The organism is Streptococcus sp. HMSC072D07 (assembly GCF_001814835.1).
In the GTDB taxonomy this organism is placed as follows: Bacteria; Bacillota; Bacilli; order Lactobacillales; family Streptococcaceae; genus Streptococcus.
This window is the reverse complement of the sequence record NZ_KV818053.1, coordinates 44,398-61,453: the sequence shown is the minus strand read 5'-3', so window position 1 is coordinate 61,453 and position 17,056 is coordinate 44,398. Positions and strand designations below refer to the sequence as shown.

16 protein-coding genes and 1 other RNA gene are annotated in these 17,056 nt (G+C 43.0%); 15 read left to right on the top strand and 2 right to left on the bottom strand.

All coding sequences use genetic code 11. The annotated features are described in order from the left end of the window. Positions 1-136 precede the first annotated feature (136 nt). Positions 137-2,305 (bottom strand): penicillin-binding protein PBP1A, encoded by a 2,169-nt coding sequence (gene pbp1a, locus HMPREF2991_RS04245; protein ID WP_001041840.1) that lies wholly within the window; start codon positions 2,303-2,305, stop codon positions 137-139. Further along, positions 2,302-2,898 carry a Holliday junction resolvase RecU gene (recU, locus tag HMPREF2991_RS04240; protein ID WP_000248756.1) on the bottom strand — a complete coding sequence of 199 codons (597 nt, stop codon included), beginning with the start codon at positions 2,896-2,898 and terminating at the stop codon, positions 2,302-2,304. The genes pbp1a and recU overlap by 4 nt, the downstream gene beginning before the upstream one ends. 66 nt (positions 2,899-2,964) lie before the next feature. On the opposite strand from recU, the gene HMPREF2991_RS04235 reads away from it, so the two are divergent. The 15 genes from HMPREF2991_RS04235 (at position 2,965) to HMPREF2991_RS04165 (ending at position 17,055) form a co-directional block, all read left to right on the top strand. Continuing rightward, the gene (locus HMPREF2991_RS04235) at positions 2,965-3,492 is read left to right on the top strand and encodes an SLOG family protein (protein ID WP_000199579.1); all 528 of its coding nucleotides are present in this window, start codon (positions 2,965-2,967) and stop codon (positions 3,490-3,492) included. 69 nt (positions 3,493-3,561) lie between these two features. After that, on the top strand, positions 3,562-3,891 hold the full coding sequence (gpsB, locus tag HMPREF2991_RS04230) for a cell division regulator GpsB (protein WP_000146523.1): 330 nt from the start codon (positions 3,562-3,564) through the stop codon (positions 3,889-3,891). Between the two features lie 20 nt (positions 3,892-3,911). Continuing rightward, positions 3,912-4,293: RNase P RNA component class B (gene rnpB / locus HMPREF2991_RS04225), an RNA gene on the top strand. Positions 4,294-4,376: 83 nt separating this feature from the next. After that, positions 4,377-5,534: a THUMP domain-containing class I SAM-dependent RNA methyltransferase gene (locus HMPREF2991_RS04220; RefSeq protein WP_070567263.1), complete on the top strand. Its 1,158-nt coding sequence runs from the start codon at positions 4,377-4,379 to the stop codon at positions 5,532-5,534. Between the two features lie 12 nt (positions 5,535-5,546). Continuing rightward, a complete protein-coding gene (locus HMPREF2991_RS04215; protein WP_070567261.1) occupies positions 5,547-6,998 on the top strand; it encodes a cell division site-positioning protein MapZ in 1,452 nt (483 codons plus the stop codon). Positions 6,999-7,073: 75 nt separating this feature from the next. Further along, positions 7,074-8,498 carry an NADP-dependent phosphogluconate dehydrogenase gene (gene gndA / locus HMPREF2991_RS04210; RefSeq protein WP_070567259.1) on the top strand — a complete coding sequence of 475 codons (1,425 nt, stop codon included), beginning with the start codon at positions 7,074-7,076 and terminating at the stop codon, positions 8,496-8,498. 11 nt (positions 8,499-8,509) lie between these two features. Then, positions 8,510-9,199 (top strand): response regulator transcription factor, encoded by a 690-nt coding sequence (locus HMPREF2991_RS04205; protein ID WP_070567257.1) that lies wholly within the window; start codon positions 8,510-8,512, stop codon positions 9,197-9,199. A gap of 99 nt (positions 9,200-9,298) precedes the next feature. Further along, complete coding sequence (gene cbpJ, locus HMPREF2991_RS04200; protein WP_070567255.1) at positions 9,299-10,297, top strand: choline-binding protein CbpJ; 999 nt, start codon at positions 9,299-9,301, stop codon at positions 10,295-10,297. Positions 10,298-10,314: 17 nt separating this feature from the next. Continuing rightward, a complete protein-coding gene (gene cbpC / locus HMPREF2991_RS04195) occupies positions 10,315-11,334 on the top strand; it encodes a choline-binding protein CbpC (protein ID WP_070567254.1) in 1,020 nt (339 codons plus the stop codon). Between the two features lie 117 nt (positions 11,335-11,451). Beyond that, complete coding sequence (mvk, locus tag HMPREF2991_RS04190; protein ID WP_070567252.1) at positions 11,452-12,330, top strand: mevalonate kinase; 879 nt, start codon at positions 11,452-11,454, stop codon at positions 12,328-12,330. Next, the gene (gene mvaD, locus HMPREF2991_RS04185) at positions 12,312-13,265 is read left to right on the top strand and encodes a diphosphomevalonate decarboxylase (protein WP_070567250.1); all 954 of its coding nucleotides are present in this window, start codon (positions 12,312-12,314) and stop codon (positions 13,263-13,265) included. The genes mvk and mvaD overlap by 19 nt, the downstream gene beginning before the upstream one ends. Beyond that, positions 13,252-14,259 (top strand): phosphomevalonate kinase, encoded by a 1,008-nt coding sequence (locus HMPREF2991_RS04180; RefSeq protein ID WP_000562407.1) that lies wholly within the window; start codon positions 13,252-13,254, stop codon positions 14,257-14,259. Before mvaD ends, HMPREF2991_RS04180 begins: the two co-directional genes overlap by 14 nt. Continuing rightward, positions 14,243-15,244 (top strand): type 2 isopentenyl-diphosphate Delta-isomerase, encoded by a 1,002-nt coding sequence (fni, locus tag HMPREF2991_RS04175; protein ID WP_070567248.1) that lies wholly within the window; start codon positions 14,243-14,245, stop codon positions 15,242-15,244. Before HMPREF2991_RS04180 ends, fni begins: the two co-directional genes overlap by 17 nt. Before the next feature lie 117 nt (positions 15,245-15,361). Next, a complete protein-coding gene (gene liaF / locus HMPREF2991_RS04170) occupies positions 15,362-16,060 on the top strand; it encodes a cell wall-active antibiotics response protein LiaF (protein ID WP_070567246.1) in 699 nt (232 codons plus the stop codon). Continuing rightward, positions 16,057-17,055 (top strand): envelope stress sensor histidine kinase LiaS, encoded by a 999-nt coding sequence (locus tag HMPREF2991_RS04165; protein ID WP_070567244.1) that lies wholly within the window; start codon positions 16,057-16,059, stop codon positions 17,053-17,055. The genes liaF and HMPREF2991_RS04165 overlap by 4 nt, the downstream gene beginning before the upstream one ends. The last annotated feature ends 1 nt before the right edge of the window (position 17,056 follow it).

Here is a 17,056-nt window from a genome sequence, read left to right as displayed (position 1 = left end):
AATCCGTTTCCTATCTTTCCCAATGAGGTTTATAGTACAGAAAAAGCCTGAGAAGACATCTTCTCAGGCTTTTGTTAAGCACATAAATGCAATAGTGCTATGAAAAAATCACCCAGAAAACTCTGGATGATAAATGTTATGGTTGTGCTGGTTGAGGATTCTGATTTTGGTTCTGGTTTTGTTGACCAGGCGTTGTATTTGGTTGCTGGTTATTGGTATTATTGTTTGCACTATTATTCGTGCTTGGAGTAGTTGAGCTTGACTGTGAAGTTGAACTTTCTGATGTCGAGCTCGAACTTTCTGGTGTTGGGGCCTGTTGCGGAGCAGGAGCAGTCCATGCAGAACGAGCACCGTTTTTAAAGACGAACTCACCACTTCGGTAGAGGCCTTCTGGCATGGTCCAGTCGCCAGGGTTGTTATCCTCAGACAGATAAGTCATCATTGAACGGTAGACCTTAGCTGCAACATAGAAGCCATCACCAACGATAGGAGTAAGGCGGTTTGAGTAACCTGTCCACACAGCCATTGAATATTTGCGAGTATAACCAACAAACATTTCGTCTGGAGCTACATAACCAGTATTTTTGATGTAGTTTTCAATTTCATCGTCTGTATAGTTTGATGTACCAGTCTTACCAGCTTGAGGTAGCCAAGGGAGATAAGCACCACGACCCGTTCCGTATGCCAAGACAGTCTTCATCATTTCTGTCATCATATAGGCGGTCGTCTCTTTCATGGCACGAGTACCAGGATCAGCGTATTCTTTTGAGCTACCATCACTAAAGACGATTTTGTTGATATACATTGGTTTATGGTAGATACCACCGTTAGCAAAAGCAGCGTAAGCAGCAGCCATTTTCTCACTACTTGCTCCGTACTTTTTGTTTGACTCAGTCGTGTTACTTGAAATCGCGTTGGCATAGTGCATATCCGGATAGTCAATACCGATTCCATTTAGGAAGGTCTTGGCTCTATCCAAACCGACTTTGTTCAAGGTTTCTACGGCCGTAACGTTCCGTGATTGTTGGAGCGCATATTGGATGGTGATGTTTCCAAAATAACTTCTATCCCAGTTGTAAACAGGGGTATCTGTTCCAGGATAGTTGTATGGAACATCATGTACAATCGAAGCAGTTGAGTCGTAGATGTCATACTCCAAGGCAGGAGCATAGTCTGTGATCGGCTTCATGGTAGAACCCCAGTCACGGTTGGTTTCAACAGCTTGGTTGATTCCGAAGGAAACATTGCTTGATTGGTGACGAGAACCTAACTGAGCAATAACTTTCCCATTTGTTACATCCACAATCGTTGAAGCTACTTGCATTTCATCATCAGGATAGTTGACATACTCGTCGGTATTGTAGATATCCCAGAGATGTTGTTGAACTTTAGGATCAACGTTGGTGTAGACGTCCATACCAGTTGTTAAGAGGTTGTAGCCTGTTTCTTGTTCGACTTGATCGATTACCTCTTTGAGATAGTTGTCCATGTATGGAGGATAACTATTAGCCGATTTTAGACTTTGAAGTCCATCTGTAATCGGAGTATTAATCGCTTTTTCATATTGCTCAGCTGAAATGTAACCTTGCCCCTTCATCTCAGAGAGGACGAGATTACGACGTTCTTGAGCGGCTTCTGGATGCGAGTATGGATCATACTGGTTTGGAGCCTGAGGCATACCAGCAAGGAGAGCCAGTTGAGGAATACTTAAATCTTTGAGATCCTTGCCATAGTAACTTTGGGCAGCTGTCTGCATTCCGTAGTTACCGTTTGACATGTAAACCTTGTTGATGTAGTAGGTCAAGATCTCTTGTTTAGTCGCTTTTTGTTCTAGCTGAACAGCTAACCAAGCTTCCTGGGCCTTACGAGAAAGAGTCTGATCAGAAGTTGACGTAGAGAAGTAAGTTAATTTAATCAACTGCTGTGTCAAGGTGGAAGCTCCTTGCAGACCTCCACCACCACGAAGGTTTCGGAGGGTAGCACCTAGGATACGGATCGTGTCGATTCCTCGGTGATTAAAGAAGCGATGGTCCTCAATCGAAACAATAGCGTTGACCAAATCGGTCGGTATTTCGTTTGCTTGGGCATTGACCCGACGTTCTGATCCAAGATCAGCGATAAGCTCGTCATTGCTATCATAGATCTTACTTGACGTTGTAGCGACTAGTTTACTTTCAGAAAGTTCGGGAGCCTTGCTAACATAGTAGAGGAAGAGACCACCACCAAGCATTACAGCTGCGATAAATACAGTTAAGAGACTGATACTGACATACTTAGCTATTCGCAGAAAAGTTTGTTTGTTCATCTTGTTTTACCACCTAGTAAATGTTCTTTGATAATGTCGAGATAGGGAATTTGAGGAAAGGCACCCGGCTCAATCCTATATCCATTTTCTCGAATATATCCAAGTGGCATTGACTTCTGTCCCTTATCTTGATGATAGAAACGGATGAGGTCAATAGCCGGCAATAAGTAGGTTTCTTGCTGAGAAGAAAAGTGAAGGAGTACAAAGCAGATTCCTTGCTGGGCAAGGACTTGTTCCATATGCTGGATCTGATGGAGATGAAAATTCTTCATCGGTATCGCATGTTTTTGCCTGGTTTCCTTTGCTTCAAAGTCGATGTAGTATCCATCATAAACCCCTGAATAGTCAGTAGTTGAGGCTTGTCTGAAGTAGGCTTCAACGATCTTGGCTCGACTTCGTTGGGGATAGTCGACACGTACGATTTGGATGGGAGTCGGTTTCTTGTGAATAACAGCTAACCCATGCGACAAATAGTAGTCGTTCGTAGCATTGATCATCTTTTCAAAAGACATTCCCCGATTTGCGAAATTTTTAGTTTGTGACAGGGGTGCTTGCCTCTTTTGAGATGAAATTTTATGTGGATAGTTGACCATAATTCTCCTTATTGGTACAATAACATCACTCTATTATATCATAAATTTACAAAGAAAGGGTTAAAAATGACATCAGCCTTGATTTTAGGCTATTCAGCCTTTGACCTTGGTCTCTTTAATGACAAGGATATTCGCGTTGATATTATCAAAACAGCCATTCGGAGAGACCTGGAACGTCTAGCAGAGGATGGGGTGAACTGGCTTGTCTTTACAGGGACCTTGGGCTTTGAGTACTGGGCGCTTCAGGTGGCGAAAGACATGAAAGCAGACTATGGATTTCAGCTGGCGACCATTTTTGATTTTGAAACCCATGGCAGTAATTGGAATGAAGCAAATCAAGCGAAATTGAGTGAGTTCAAGCAGGTTGATTTTGTCAAATACGCCTATCCACAATATGAGCACAAGGGACAACTACGCGATTATCAAAAATTTCTGCTGGAAAATACAGATACTTGTTACCTTTTTTACGACGAAGAAAACGAAACCAAGTTACGATATTTTTACCAAATGATGAAAAATCAAGCGGACTATGTTACAAGAAGATTAACATTTGAGGACTTGAATGAAATAGTAGAAAATTTTTCTGAAAAGTAAGCCTTTGACCTTGATTTTTACTTGTCTTTTTTTATATAATAATACTAGTAACCCAGAATGGAGAGAGACATGGCAAGTATTATATTTTCAGCGAAAGATATTTTTGAACAAGAATTTGGACGTGAAGTACGTGGATACAGCAAAGCAGAGGTAGATGAATTCCTAGACGATGTGATTAAGGATTATGAAACCTACGCAGCTTTGGTCAAATCCCTTCGTCAAGAGATTGCTGATTTGAAGGAAGAATTATCTCATAAACCACAGGTAGCTCCAACTCAACCAGACTCTATTGAAGTAACGGCTTCTACTTCAATGACAAACTTTGATATTTTGAAACGCTTAAATCGTCTCGAAAAAGAAGTATTTGGTAAGCAAATCTTAGACAACCAAGATTTATAATTGACTAAGGAATGAGTGCAATTTTTGGATAATCGCGTGAAGAGATTCTCTTTTCATGAGGAAAGTCCATGCTAGCACAGGCTGTGATGCCTGTAGTGTTTGTGCTAGGCGAATCCATAAGCCTAGGGACGAGAAATCGTTACGGCAGTCGAAATGGCTAAGTCTTCGGATAGGTCAGAATAGGCTTGAAAGTGCCACAGTGACGGAGTCTTTCTGGAAACAGAGAGAGTGGAACGCGGTAAACCCCTCAAGCTAGCAACCCAAATTTTGGTCGGGGCATGGAGTGCACGGAAACGAACGTAGTACTCTGACTGCTATCAGATTTATGCTGTTAGCGGTAGACAGATGATTATCGAAGGAAGTGGTCCTAGTCACTTCTGGAACAAAACATGGCTTATAGAAAATTGCATATAGGTTGGGGCTGAGAAATCTTTCTCAACCTCATTTTTTAAAGTGAACAAGAGAAAGGTCTTGCAAGACTAGAAATGAAAGAACAATTTAATTTAATCGCAACTGCTGCGGCGGGTCTCGAGGCTGTCGTTGGACGTGAGGTGCGAGACCTTGGTTATGATTGCCAGGTTGAAAATGGGCGTGTCCGCTTTCAAGGAGATGTGAAGGCAATCATCGAGACCAATCTTTGGCTTCGTGCAGCGGATCGCATCAAGATTGTAGTCGGAAGTTTTCCTGCTAAGACTTTTGAAGAGCTTTTTCAAGGTGTTTTTGCTCTAGATTGGGAAAACTATCTCCCGCTAGGAGCACGTTTCCCGATATCAAAGGCAAAATGTGTGAAGTCTAAACTTCATAACGAGCCTAGTGTTCAGGCTATTTCCAAGAAGGCTGTTGTGAAGAAATTACAAAAACACTATGCCCGCCCAGAAGGAGTTCCCTTGATGGAAACGGGTCCCGGGTTTAAGATTGAGGTATCTATCCTGAAAGATGTGGCAACGGTCATGATTGACACGACAGGATCCAGTCTCTTTAAACGTGGTTATCGTACGGAAAAGGGTGGAGCGCCGATCAAGGAAAATATGGCAGCGGCCATTTTACAACTATCTAACTGGTATCCAGACAAGCCCTTGATTGATCCAACCTGTGGTTCAGGAACTTTCTGTATCGAGGCGGCTATGATTGCCAGAAAAATGGCACCAGGCCTTCGCCGTTCCTTTGCTTTTGAGGAATGGAACTGGGTCAGCGATCGGTTAATCCAGGAAGTTCGCACAGAGGCGGCTAAGAAAATTGATCGTGAACTTGAACTGGACATTATGGGCTGTGATATCGATGCTCGCATGGTGGAAATTGCCAAGGCAAATGCTCAAGCAGCAGGCGTCGCAGGTGATATCACCTTTAAGCAAATGCGGGTACAGGACTTGCGTACTGACAAGATTAATGGCGTTATCATTTCCAATCCACCCTATGGGGAGCGCTTGTCTGATGATGCAGGAGTTACCAAGCTCTATGCTGAGATGGGACAGGTCTTTGCACCATTGAAAACGTGGAGTAAGTTTATCCTGACGAGTGACGAAGCTTTTGAAAGCAAGTACGGAAGTCCAGCTGATAAAAAGCGAAAACTCTATAACGGGACCTTAAAAGTGGATTTGTATCAATACTTTGGTCAGCGTGTCAAACGCCAAGAGGTAAAATAGAAAGGTGAACTCATGAGTAAGAAAAGACGTGATCGTCATAAAAAAGGACATCAAGAACCACAATTCGACTTTGACGAAGCAAAAGACTTGACTGTTGGTCAAGTCATTCGTAAGAATGAAGAGGTTGAAGCAGGAGTATTGCCTGAGGACAGTATCTTAGACAAATACATCAAACAGCACCGTGAAGAAATCGAAGCCGACAAGTTTGAAACTCGTCAGTTTAAAAAAGAAGAGCTAGCCTCTACTCAAAATCTAGAGGAAATGATCCAAGAAGTTCGTGAATCAAGTGAGACTTCTGATCAGGTAGACGATTCAGACGTGGTTTCCGAGGAAGCTATTGAAGAGATAGAAAATGATGAGACTACTCAGTTTGTCCCACCACTTCAAGATGAAGAAAGTGCTGAAATAGAGCCTCTCGTTTTAACAGAAACAGAGCCCAAGGAAATAAACGAGGAACAAGAAGAGGAGATTTATACACCTCTATCACGTTCAGCTCAAACAGAACCTGAAACAGGCTCTAAGAAGAAAGGTGTCATCATCATTGCTTCAGTAGTAGCTGCAATCCTTGTGCTTGCTGGAACATATTATGTCTACCGTCAAGTATCTCGTTCAAACCAAGAAATCCAGTCTTCTCAAGCAGCCTCTTCGGATGATCAAGGGACACAAACAGCTTTGAAAGACTTCAATGATCTCTATGATACTTTCTATACGGATGCTAATAAGACAGCTCTGAAAAACAGCCAGTTTGATAAATTGAGTCAACTGAAAACCTTGCTAGATAAGTTAGAAGGTAGTCGTGATCATACATTAGCTAAGTCAAGATATGATAGCCTAGCAACTCAAATCAAGGCCATTCAAGATGTCAATGCCCTCTTTGAAAGTCCAGCTATTACGGACGGAGTTCTGGATACTAATGCTAAGGCCAAGGCGGATGCTAAATTTACAGAAATTAAGACAGGCAACACAGAACTAGACAAACTCTTGGATAAGGCCATTAGTCTTGGCAAGAGCCAACAAACCAGTGCTTCCAGCTCAAGTACGAGCTCTAGCTCTAGCACGAGTCAAGAAAGCTCAAGTTCAGCAACAGAAAGCAATGCGAGCAGCACTACACCTTCAACAAGCACCACGGTACCAGCTAGAGACACAAATGGTGGTTTGTCTGGCGATGGGGTTAATCTTCAAAGAAGTGCTAGTCGTGTACCGTACAACCAATCAGCTGTAGACGATAGCAACAACCCTGCTTGGACGTTTGCGGATGGTGTATTGGAACAAGTCCTAGCAACATCACGTGCTCGTGGCTATATCACTGGCAATCAATATATCCTAGAACGTGTCAATATCGTAAACGGAAATGGTTATTATAACCTCTATAAACCAGATGGAACCTATCTCTTCACCCTCAACTGTAAGACAGGTTACTTTGTAGGGAATGGTTCTGGTCACGCTGATGACTTGGACTACTAAGCGACCGTTACAAAATTCTTTCCTTTCATAGGTAAAAATGATAAAATAAAACATATTAAACAAGAGGAGTGTCACATGACAAAAGCTAACTTTGGTGTCGTAGGTATGGCCGTAATGGGTCGTAACCTTGCCCTAAATATCGAATCTCGTGGCTATACAGTTGCCATTTACAACCGTAGTAAAGAAAAAACAGAAGATGTGATTGCTTGCCATCCTGAAAAGAACTTTGTGCCAAGCTATGACGTGGAAAGCTTTGTAAACTCAATCGAAAAACCTCGTCGTATCATGCTCATGGTTCAAGCTGGACCTGGTACAGACGCAACTATCCAAGCCCTTCTTCCACACCTTGACAAGGGTGATATCTTGATCGACGGAGGAAACACTTTCTACAAAGATACCATCCGTCGTAACGAAGAGTTGGCTAACTCAGGTATCAACTTTATCGGTACTGGGGTTTCTGGTGGTGAAAAAGGTGCCCTTGAAGGTCCTTCTATCATGCCAGGTGGACAAAAAGAAGCCTACGAATTGGTTGCTGATGTTCTCGAAGAAATCTCAGCTAAAGCACCAGAAGATGGCAAACCATGTGTGACTTACATCGGTCCTGATGGAGCTGGTCACTATGTGAAAATGGTCCACAACGGTATCGAGTATGGTGACATGCAATTGATCGCAGAAAGCTATGACTTGATGCAACACTTGCTCGGTCTTTCTGCAGAAGATATGGCTGAAATCTTTACTGAGTGGAACAAGGGTGAATTGGATAGCTACTTGATTGAAATCACAGCTGATATTCTTGGACGCAAAGACGATGAAGGTCAAGATGGACCAATCGTAGACTACATCCTTGATGCCGCAGGTAATAAGGGAACTGGTAAATGGACTAGCCAATCAGCTCTTGACCTTGGTGTGCCATTGTCACTTATCACTGAGTCAGTATTTGCTCGCTACATCTCTACATACAAAGAAGAGCGTGTGCATGCTAGCAAGGTGCTTCCAAAACCAGCTGCCTTCAAATTTGAAGGTGACAAGGCTGAGTTGATTGAAAAGATCCGTCAAGCCCTTTACTTCTCAAAAATTATCTCATACGCACAAGGTTTTGCCCAATTGCGTGTGGCTTCTAAAGAAAATAACTGGAACTTGCCATTTGCGGACATCGCATCTATCTGGCGCGATGGATGTATCATCCGTTCACGTTTCTTGCAAAAGATCACAGATGCCTACAACCGCGATGCTGATCTTGCTAACCTTCTCTTGGATGAGTACTTCTTGGATGTTACTGCTAAGTACCAACAAGCAGTGCGTGATATCGTAGCTCTTGCTGTTCAAGCTGGTGTACCAGTGCCAACTTTCTCAGCAGCTATTACTTACTTTGATAGCTACCGTTCAGCTGACCTTCCTGCTAACTTGATCCAAGCGCAACGTGACTACTTTGGTGCCCACACTTACCAACGTAAAGACAAAGAAGGAACCTTCCACTACTCTTGGTATGACGAAAAATAAGTAGGTCTGCCATGGGGAAACGGATTTTATTACTTGAGAAAGAACGAAATCTCGCTCATTTTCTCAGTCTGGAACTCCAAAAAGAGCAATACCGAGTCGACTTGGTAGAGGAGGGGCAAAAAGCCCTCTCCATGGCTCTCCAGACGGACTATGACTTGATTTTACTGAATGCTCGTCTGGGGGATATGACAGCCCAGGATTTTGCAGACAAGCTGAGTCGGACAAAACCTGCCTCAGTGATCATGGTCTTGGACCATCGCGAAGAATTGCAAGACCAGATTGAGACAATCCAGCGCTTCGCCGTTTCTTACATCTATAAGCCAGTGATTATTGATCAGCTGGTGGCTCGTATTTCAGCGATTTTCCGAGGTCGGGACTTTATCGACCAACACTGTAGTCAGATGAAGGTCCCAACGTCTTACCGCAATTTGCGTATGGATGTAGAACATCATACCGTTTATCGTGGCGAGGAGATGATTGCTCTGACGCGCCGTGAGTATGACCTCTTGGCCACTCTCATGGGAAGCAAGAAGGTTTTGACTCGTGAGCAGTTGTTGGAAAGTGTTTGGAAGTACGAAAGTGCGACAGAAACCAATATCGTGGATGTTTATATCCGTTATCTACGTAGCAAGCTTGATGTAAAAGGTCAAAAAAGCTACATTAAAACCGTGCGTGGTGTTGGTTACACCATGCAAGAATAGAAATGCAGTTGCAGTTGTGTAACTGCTTTTTTTGAGGGATTTCTATATATTGACATACAGTCGGGTCTTTGCTACAATCAGTTATGGAGGAAAGATTTAATGAAATTTTTGAAAAAAATGTTGCAAGTTCTACTAGCAGTCTTTTTCTTTGCTTTGCTAGCGACAAGCACCGTCTTTGCGGATGATGCTGATTCAGAAGGCTGGCAATTTGTCCAAGAAAATGGTAGAACCTACTATAAAAAGGGGGACCTCAAAGAAACCTACTGGCGAGTGATTGATGGTAAGTACTATTATTTTGATCCTTTATCTGGAGAGATGGTGGTCGGCTGGCAATATATTCCGTTTCCATCTAAAGGTAGTACAATTGGTCCTTACCCAAATGGTATCAGATTAGAAGGTTCCCCAATGCCAGAATGGTACTACTTTGACAAAAATGGAGTGCTACAAGAGTTTGTTGGTTGGCAACAATTAGAGCTAAAAGATTCCTTAACCGTTGGGAAAAAACATGGTGAAGGCTGGGAAGGTCCCGAAGTTCTTAAATTAGCATACTACTACTTTGATCAAGATCATTCTTTAAAGACAGGTTGGCTTTATGATCAATCTAACTGGTATTACCTAGCAAAAACAGGAAATTCTGGGAATAAGAATCTTGGTGGTGAGAAACGTTCTGGTTGGATTCAAGATGCTTCCACTTGGTACTATCTAGATTCAGAAACTGGTATCATGCAAACTGGTTGGAAGCAAATTGGCAATAAGTGGTACTACCTCCGTTCATCAGGAGCTATGACAACTGGCTGGTATCAGGAAGGCTCAGCTTGGTACTATTTAGATGCTGAAAATGGCGATATGAAAACAGGCTGGCAATATCTTGGTAACAAGTGGTACTATCTCCGTTCATCAGGAGCTATGGCAACTGGTTGGGTGAAAGATGGTTCAACTTGGTACTACCTAAATGCAAGTAATGGAGATATGAAGACAGGTTGGACAAAAGTAAATGGAAACTGGTATTATCTCAATTCCTCTGGAGCAATGGTTACAGGTAGCCAAACTATCGATGGTAAAGTTTATAATTTCGCCTCATCTGGTGAGTGGATTTAATATTGGAGGGTATATAGATGAAAATTTTGAAAAAAATGATGCAAATCGCATTAGCAGTCTTTTTCTTTGCTTTGCTAGCTACAAATACTGTATTTGCGGATACCACAGGTGGCCAATTTGTTGATAAGGATAATAGAAAATATTATGTAAAAGATGATCATAAAGCAATCTATTGGCATAAAATAGACGGTAAAACTTACTATTTTGGTGATAGAGGAGAGATGGTTGTCGGTTGGCAATACGTAGAAATTCATGGAACAGGTTATCGTGATAATTTATTTAATAATCGTCCAGTCTTAGAAATTGGCCTTCAACAGAAGTGGTACTATTTTGGACAAGATGGTGCTTTGCTAGAACAAACAGATAAACAAGTACTAGATGCAAAAACATCTGAAAATACAGGAAAAGTATATGGTGAACAATATACTCCATCTCCTGAAAAGAGAACTTATTATTTTGATAATGGTTATGCCGTAAAGACGGGTTGGATTTATGAAGACGGCAATTGGTATTATTTAAATAAGCTAGGAATTTCTGGCGATGATTCTTACAATCCACTACCAATTGGTGAAGTTGCTAAGGGTTGGACTCAAGATTTCCATGTTACTTTTGGCATTGATAGAAGCAAACCTGCTCCATGGTACTACTTAGATCCAACAACTGGCATCATGCAAACAGGTTGGCAACATCTTGGTAATAAATGGTACTATCTCCGTTCATCAGGAGCAATGGCGACTGGCTGGTATCAGGTAGACTCATCTTGGTATTATCTAGATGCTGAAAATGGTGATATGAAAACGGGCTGGCAATACCTTGGGAACAAGTGGTACTATCTCCGTTCATCAGGAGCCATGGCGACTGGCTGGTATCAGGTAGGTTCGACTTGGTACTACTTACATGCAAGTAATGGAGATATGAAGACAGGCTGGTTCCAGGTCAATGGCAAATGGTACTACGCATACAGCTCAGGTGCTTTAGCAGTGAATACGACCGTAGAAGGCTATTCGGTCAACTATAATGGCGAATGGGTTCAATAATGAAAGAGGCGATTGTGAAGGAAACAATCGCTTTTTTTGTGAAAATATAATAAAATAGATAGGAGAAAATACTACTGTATGAAATGAGACGGTCTTTTCGTCTGGTTAAAGGAAAACATGACAAAAAAAGTTGGTGTCGGTCAGGCACATAGTAAGATTATTTTAATAGGAGAGCACGCTGTCGTATACGGCTATCCTGCCATTTCCCTACCTCTTTTGGAGGTGGAGGTGACATGTAAGGTGGTCCCTGCTGAAAATCCGTGGCGTCTTTATGAGGAGGATACCTTGTCCATGGCAGTTTATGCATCGCTGGAGTATTTGGATATCAAAGAAGCTTGCATTCGATGTGTGATTGACTCAGCTATCCCTGAAAAACGGGGAATGGGTTCGTCAGCGGCTATCAGCATAGCGGCCATACGTGCGGTATTTGACTACTATCAAGCCAATCTGCCTCATGATGTACTGGAAATACTGGTCAATCGGGCTGAGATGATTGCCCATATGAATCCAAGCGGGTTGGATGCCAAGACCTGTCTCAGTGACCAACCCATTCGCTTTATCAAGAATGTTGGTTTTACAGAACTTGAGATGAACCTATCTGCCTATTTGGTGATTGCAGATACGGGTGTTTATGGTCACACTCGTGAAGCCATCCAAGTGGTTCAAAGTAAGGGCAAGGATGCCCTACCGTTTTTGCATGCCTTGGGAGAATTGACCCAGCAAGCAGAAGTTGCGATTAGACGAAAAGATGCTGAGGAACTGGGACAAATCCTCAGTCAAGCGCATTTACATTTAAAAGAAATTGGTGTCAGCAGCCCTGAGGCAGACTCCCTCGTTGAAACGGCTCTTAGCTATGGTGCTCTAGGTGCCAAGATGAGTGGTGGTGGGCTAGGAGGCTGTATCATAGCCTTGGCAGCCAATCTGGATCAAGCAGAAGAACTAGCAAAACGATTAGAAGAGAAAGGAGCTGTTCAGACATGGATCGAAAGCCTGTAACAGTACGTTCCTACGCAAATATTGCCATTATCAAATATTGGGGAAAGAAAAAAGAAAAAGAGATGGTTCCTGCTACTAGCAGTATCTCTTTGACTTTGGAAAATATGTACACAGAGACAATCTTGTCGCCTCTGCCAGCCCTTGCGACGGCTGATGCCTTTTATATCAATGGTCAGCTCCAAAATGAGGCAGAACATGCCAAGATAAGTAAAATCATCAATCGCTACCGTCCAGAAGGTGAAGGATTTGTCCGTATTGATACCCAAAACAACATGCCGACTGCGGCTGGCTTGTCATCCAGTTCTAGTGGTTTGTCCGCCTTGGTCAAGGCTTGCAATGCTTATTTCCAGCTTGGTTTGAATCGGAGCCAGTTGGCGCAGGAGGCTAAGTTTGCCTCAGGGTCGTCCTCTCGCAGTTTTTATGGACCGTTAGGTGCCTGGGATAAGGATAGTGGGGAAATCTACCCTGTAGAGACAGACTTGAAACTAGCCATGATCATGTTGGTGCTAGAGGACAAGAAAAAACCAATCTCTAGCCGTGATGGGATGAAACTCTGTGTGGAAACCTCGACGACTTTTGATGACTGGGTGCGTCAATCTGAGAAGGACTATCAGGATATGCTGCTTTATCTCAAGGAAAATGACTTTACCAAAGTTGGGGAATTAACGGAGAAAAATGCCCTAGCCATGCACGCTACGACCAAGACTGCTAGTCCAGCCTTTTCTTATCTAACGGATGCTTCCTATGAAGCCATGGACTTTGTCCACCAGCTTCGTGAGCAAGGGGAAGCCTGCTACTTTACCATGGATGCCGGTCCCAATGTCAAAGTTCTCTGTCAGGAGAAAGACTTGGAGCATTTATCAGAAATCTTCGGTCAACGTTACCGCTTGATTGTGTCAAAAACAAAGGATTTGAGCCAAGATGATTGCTGTTAAAACTTGCGGAAAGCTCTATTGGGCTGGTGAATATGCTATTCTAGAGCCAGGACAGCTGGCCTTGATAAAGGCGATACCTATCTATATGAGGGGAGAGATTGCCTTTTCTGATAGCTACCGTATCTATTCAGATATGTTTGATTTCGCAGTGGACTTGACGCCAAAACCTGACTACAGCTTGATTCAAGAAACGATTGCTTTAGTGGGAGATTTCCTCGTTTATCGTGGGCAAACCTTGAGACCTTTTTCTTTGGAAATTCGTGGAAAAATGGAACGGGAAGGCAAAAAGTTTGGTCTAGGTTCTAGTGGTAGCGTCGTTGTCTTGGTGATTAAGGCCCTGCTGGCTCTATATGATATTACGGTTGATCCGGAACTCTTGTTCAAGCTGGCTAGCGCGGTCTTACTCAAGCGAGGAGACAATGGTTCTATGGGAGACCTTGCCTGTATCGTTGCAGAGGATTTGGTTCTCTACCAATCTTTTGATCGAAAGAAGATAGCTACTTGGTTGGAAGAAGAAAGCTTGGCAACAGTTTTGGAGCGTGACTGGGGCTTTTCTATCTCACACGTACAACCTGCCCTAGAATGTGATTTCCTAGTGGGATGGACCAAGCAAGTGGCTGTATCGAGTCAAATGGTTCAGCAAATCAAGCAAAACATCAATCAGAATTTTTTAACTTCCTCAAAAGCAACGGTGTCTGCTTTGGTAGAAGCCTTGGAGCAGGGGAATGCAGAAAAAATTATCGAGCAGCTGGAAACAGCTAGTCGGCTTTTAGAAGGCTTGAGCCTAGATATATACACACCTTCGCTGAGACAGTTGAAAGAAGCCAGTCAAGATTTGCAGGCTGTTGCCAAGAGTAGTGGCGCTGGTGGTGGTGACTGTGGGATTGCCTTGAGTTTTGATGAGCAATCAACTGAAACCTTAAAAAATCGTTGGGCCGATCTGGGGATTGAGCTCTTATACCAAGAAAGGATAGGACATGACGACAAATCGTAAGGATGAGCATATTCGATATGCCCTTGAGCAAAAAAGCTCCTATAATAGCTTTGATGAGGTTGAGTTAATCCACTCCTCGCTACCGCTCTATGACCTAGATGAGATTGATTTGTCTACAGAATTTGCAGGTCGTAAGTGGGACTTTCCTTTTTATATCAATGCCATGACGGGTGGAAGCGATAAGGGAAGAGAAATCAATCAAAAGCTGGCTCAGGTGGCAGAAGCCTGTGGGATTTTGTTTGTGACGGGCTCTTATAGTGCAGCCCTCAAGGATCCAACAGATGACTCTTTTTCTGTCAAATCCAGCCATCCAAATCTCCTCCTAGGAACCAATATTGGCTTGGACAAGCCTGTTGAGTTGGGACTTCAGACTGTAGAAGCGATGAATCCTCTTCTCCTGCAAGTGCACGTCAATGTTATGCAGGAATTACTCATGCCGGAGGGAGAAAGAAAGTTTCGAAGCTGGCAATCGCATCTAGCAGATTATAGCAAGTGGATCTCTGTTCCTATTATTCTCAAGGAAGTCGGTTTTGGCATGGATGCCAAGACCATCGAGAGAGCCTATGATCTGGGTGTTCGAACGGTTGACCTATCAGGTCGTGGTGGCACCAGCTTTGCCTATATCGAAAACCGTCGCAGTGGTCAGCGTGATTACCTCAATCAATGGGGGCAGTCTACTATGCAAGCCCTTCTTAATGTCCAAGACTGGAAAGATAAGGTTGAACTTTTGGTCAGTGGAGGTGTTCGGAACCCACTTGATATGATTAAGTGCTTGGTCTTTGGAGCCAAGGCTGTGGGATTGTCACGAACCGTTCTGGAATTGGTTGAAACCTACTCGATCGAGGAAGTGATTAGCATCATCCAAGGCTGGAAAGAAGATCTACGTTTGATCATGTGTGCCCTTAATTGTGCCACCATAGCGGATTTGCAAAACGTAGACTATATTCTTTATGGCAAACTCAAAGAAGCAAATGGTCAGATCTAAAGAGGTCGGGAAAAGAATCCCGCCCTTTTTTGTATCTCTTTGTCAAGCGCTTTTTCCATCCTCAGACCGAGGTGACTTTTTTGAATTGTGATAAAATAGAAAAGAGAGGATGCAGCTATGAAAAAATTTCAAATCTTTTTATTTATTGAAGCCTGTCTGTTGACGGGGGCTCTGATTTTGATGGTATCAGAGCATTTTTCGCGTTTTCTGCTGATTCTGTTCCTCTTTTTACTCTTGCTCCGCTATTATACAGGGAAAGAGGGCAACAACGTCTTCCTCCTTGTAGCGACTATTCTTTTCTTTTTCATCGTCATGCTCAATCCCTTTGTGATTTTAGCTATCTTTGTGGCAGTGATCTACAGTCTCTTTCTTCTCTATCCAATGATGAACCAAGAAAAAGAGGAGACGGATTTGGTCTTTGAAGAGGTGGTGACAGTTAAAAATGAACGAAACCCTTGGTTTGGCAATCTCCATCATTTCTCTAGTCACCAGACCTGCCAGTTTGACGATATCAATCTCTTTCGCCTCATGGGCAAGGACACTATTCATTTAGAAAGAGTTATCCTAACCAATCATGACAATGTCATCATCCTCCGTAAAATGGTCGGAACGACTAGGATTATCGTACCTGTAGATGTTGAAATCAGTCTAAGTGTCAACTGTCTCTATGGAGATTTAACTTTCCTCCATCAACCCAAGCGAGCCCTTCGCAATGAACACTATCATCAGGAAACCAGAGACTATCTCAAGAGTAACAAGAGCGTCAAGATTTTCCTAACTACTATGGTTGGCGATGTGGAGGTGGTCAGAGGATGAAAAAGCAATCCTATCTATTAATCGGGCTGACTTCTCTCCTCTTTATCCTCTTTTTGACCAATAGTCTACTTGATATTCTTAATCTTGATTGGTCCTATTTGATACAAGATATTGAGAAAACAGAAAAGTTAATCTTCTTAGTCTTGGTCTTTAGCCTTTCCATGACCTTCTTTTTTGTCCTCTTTTGGCGGGTGATGGAAGAAATTTCTCGCAGAAAAATGCAGGTCAATCTCAAGCGCTTGTTAGCGGGGAAAGAGCTTGTTTCTTTTGCAGATCCAGACTTGGATGCAAGTTTCAAGACATTATCTGGCAAACTCAATCTCTTGACAGAAGCTGTTCAAAAGGCTGAAAATCAAAGCCTAGTTAAGGAAGAAGCACTCATCGAGAAAGAACGGAAGCGGATAGCACGTGATTTACACGATACGGTTAGTCAGGAGTTGTTTGCGGCCCATATGATTTTATCAGGTGTCAGTCAGCAGGCTTTGAAGCTTGATAGAGAAAAGATGAAGACCCAGTTGCAAAGTGTCGCAGCCATCCTGGAGACAGCCCAGAAAGATCTACGGGTCTTGCTCTTGCATTTGCGACCAGTTGAGTTGGAAGAGAAGAGTTTGGTTGAGGGGATTCAAATCCTCTTAAAAGAGCTTGAGGACAAGAGTGATCTCGAGGTAAGTCTCAAGCAAAATGTATCTAAATTGCCCAAGAAGATTGAAGAACATATCTTCCGTATTTTGCAGGAGTTGATCAGCAATACCCTCCGCCATGCCCAGGCATCTTGCCTAGATGTCTACCTCTATCAGACAGAGGTAGAATTGCAGCTGAAGGTGGTGGACAATGGGATTGGTTTCCAGTTAGGGAGCTTAGACGACTTGAGTTATGGACTGAGAAATATTAAGGAGCGGGTCGAAGATATGGCAGGTACTGTTCAACTTTTGACAGCACCTAAGCAAGGACTGGCGGTTGATATCCGTATTCCCCTGCTAGATAAGGAATTATAAG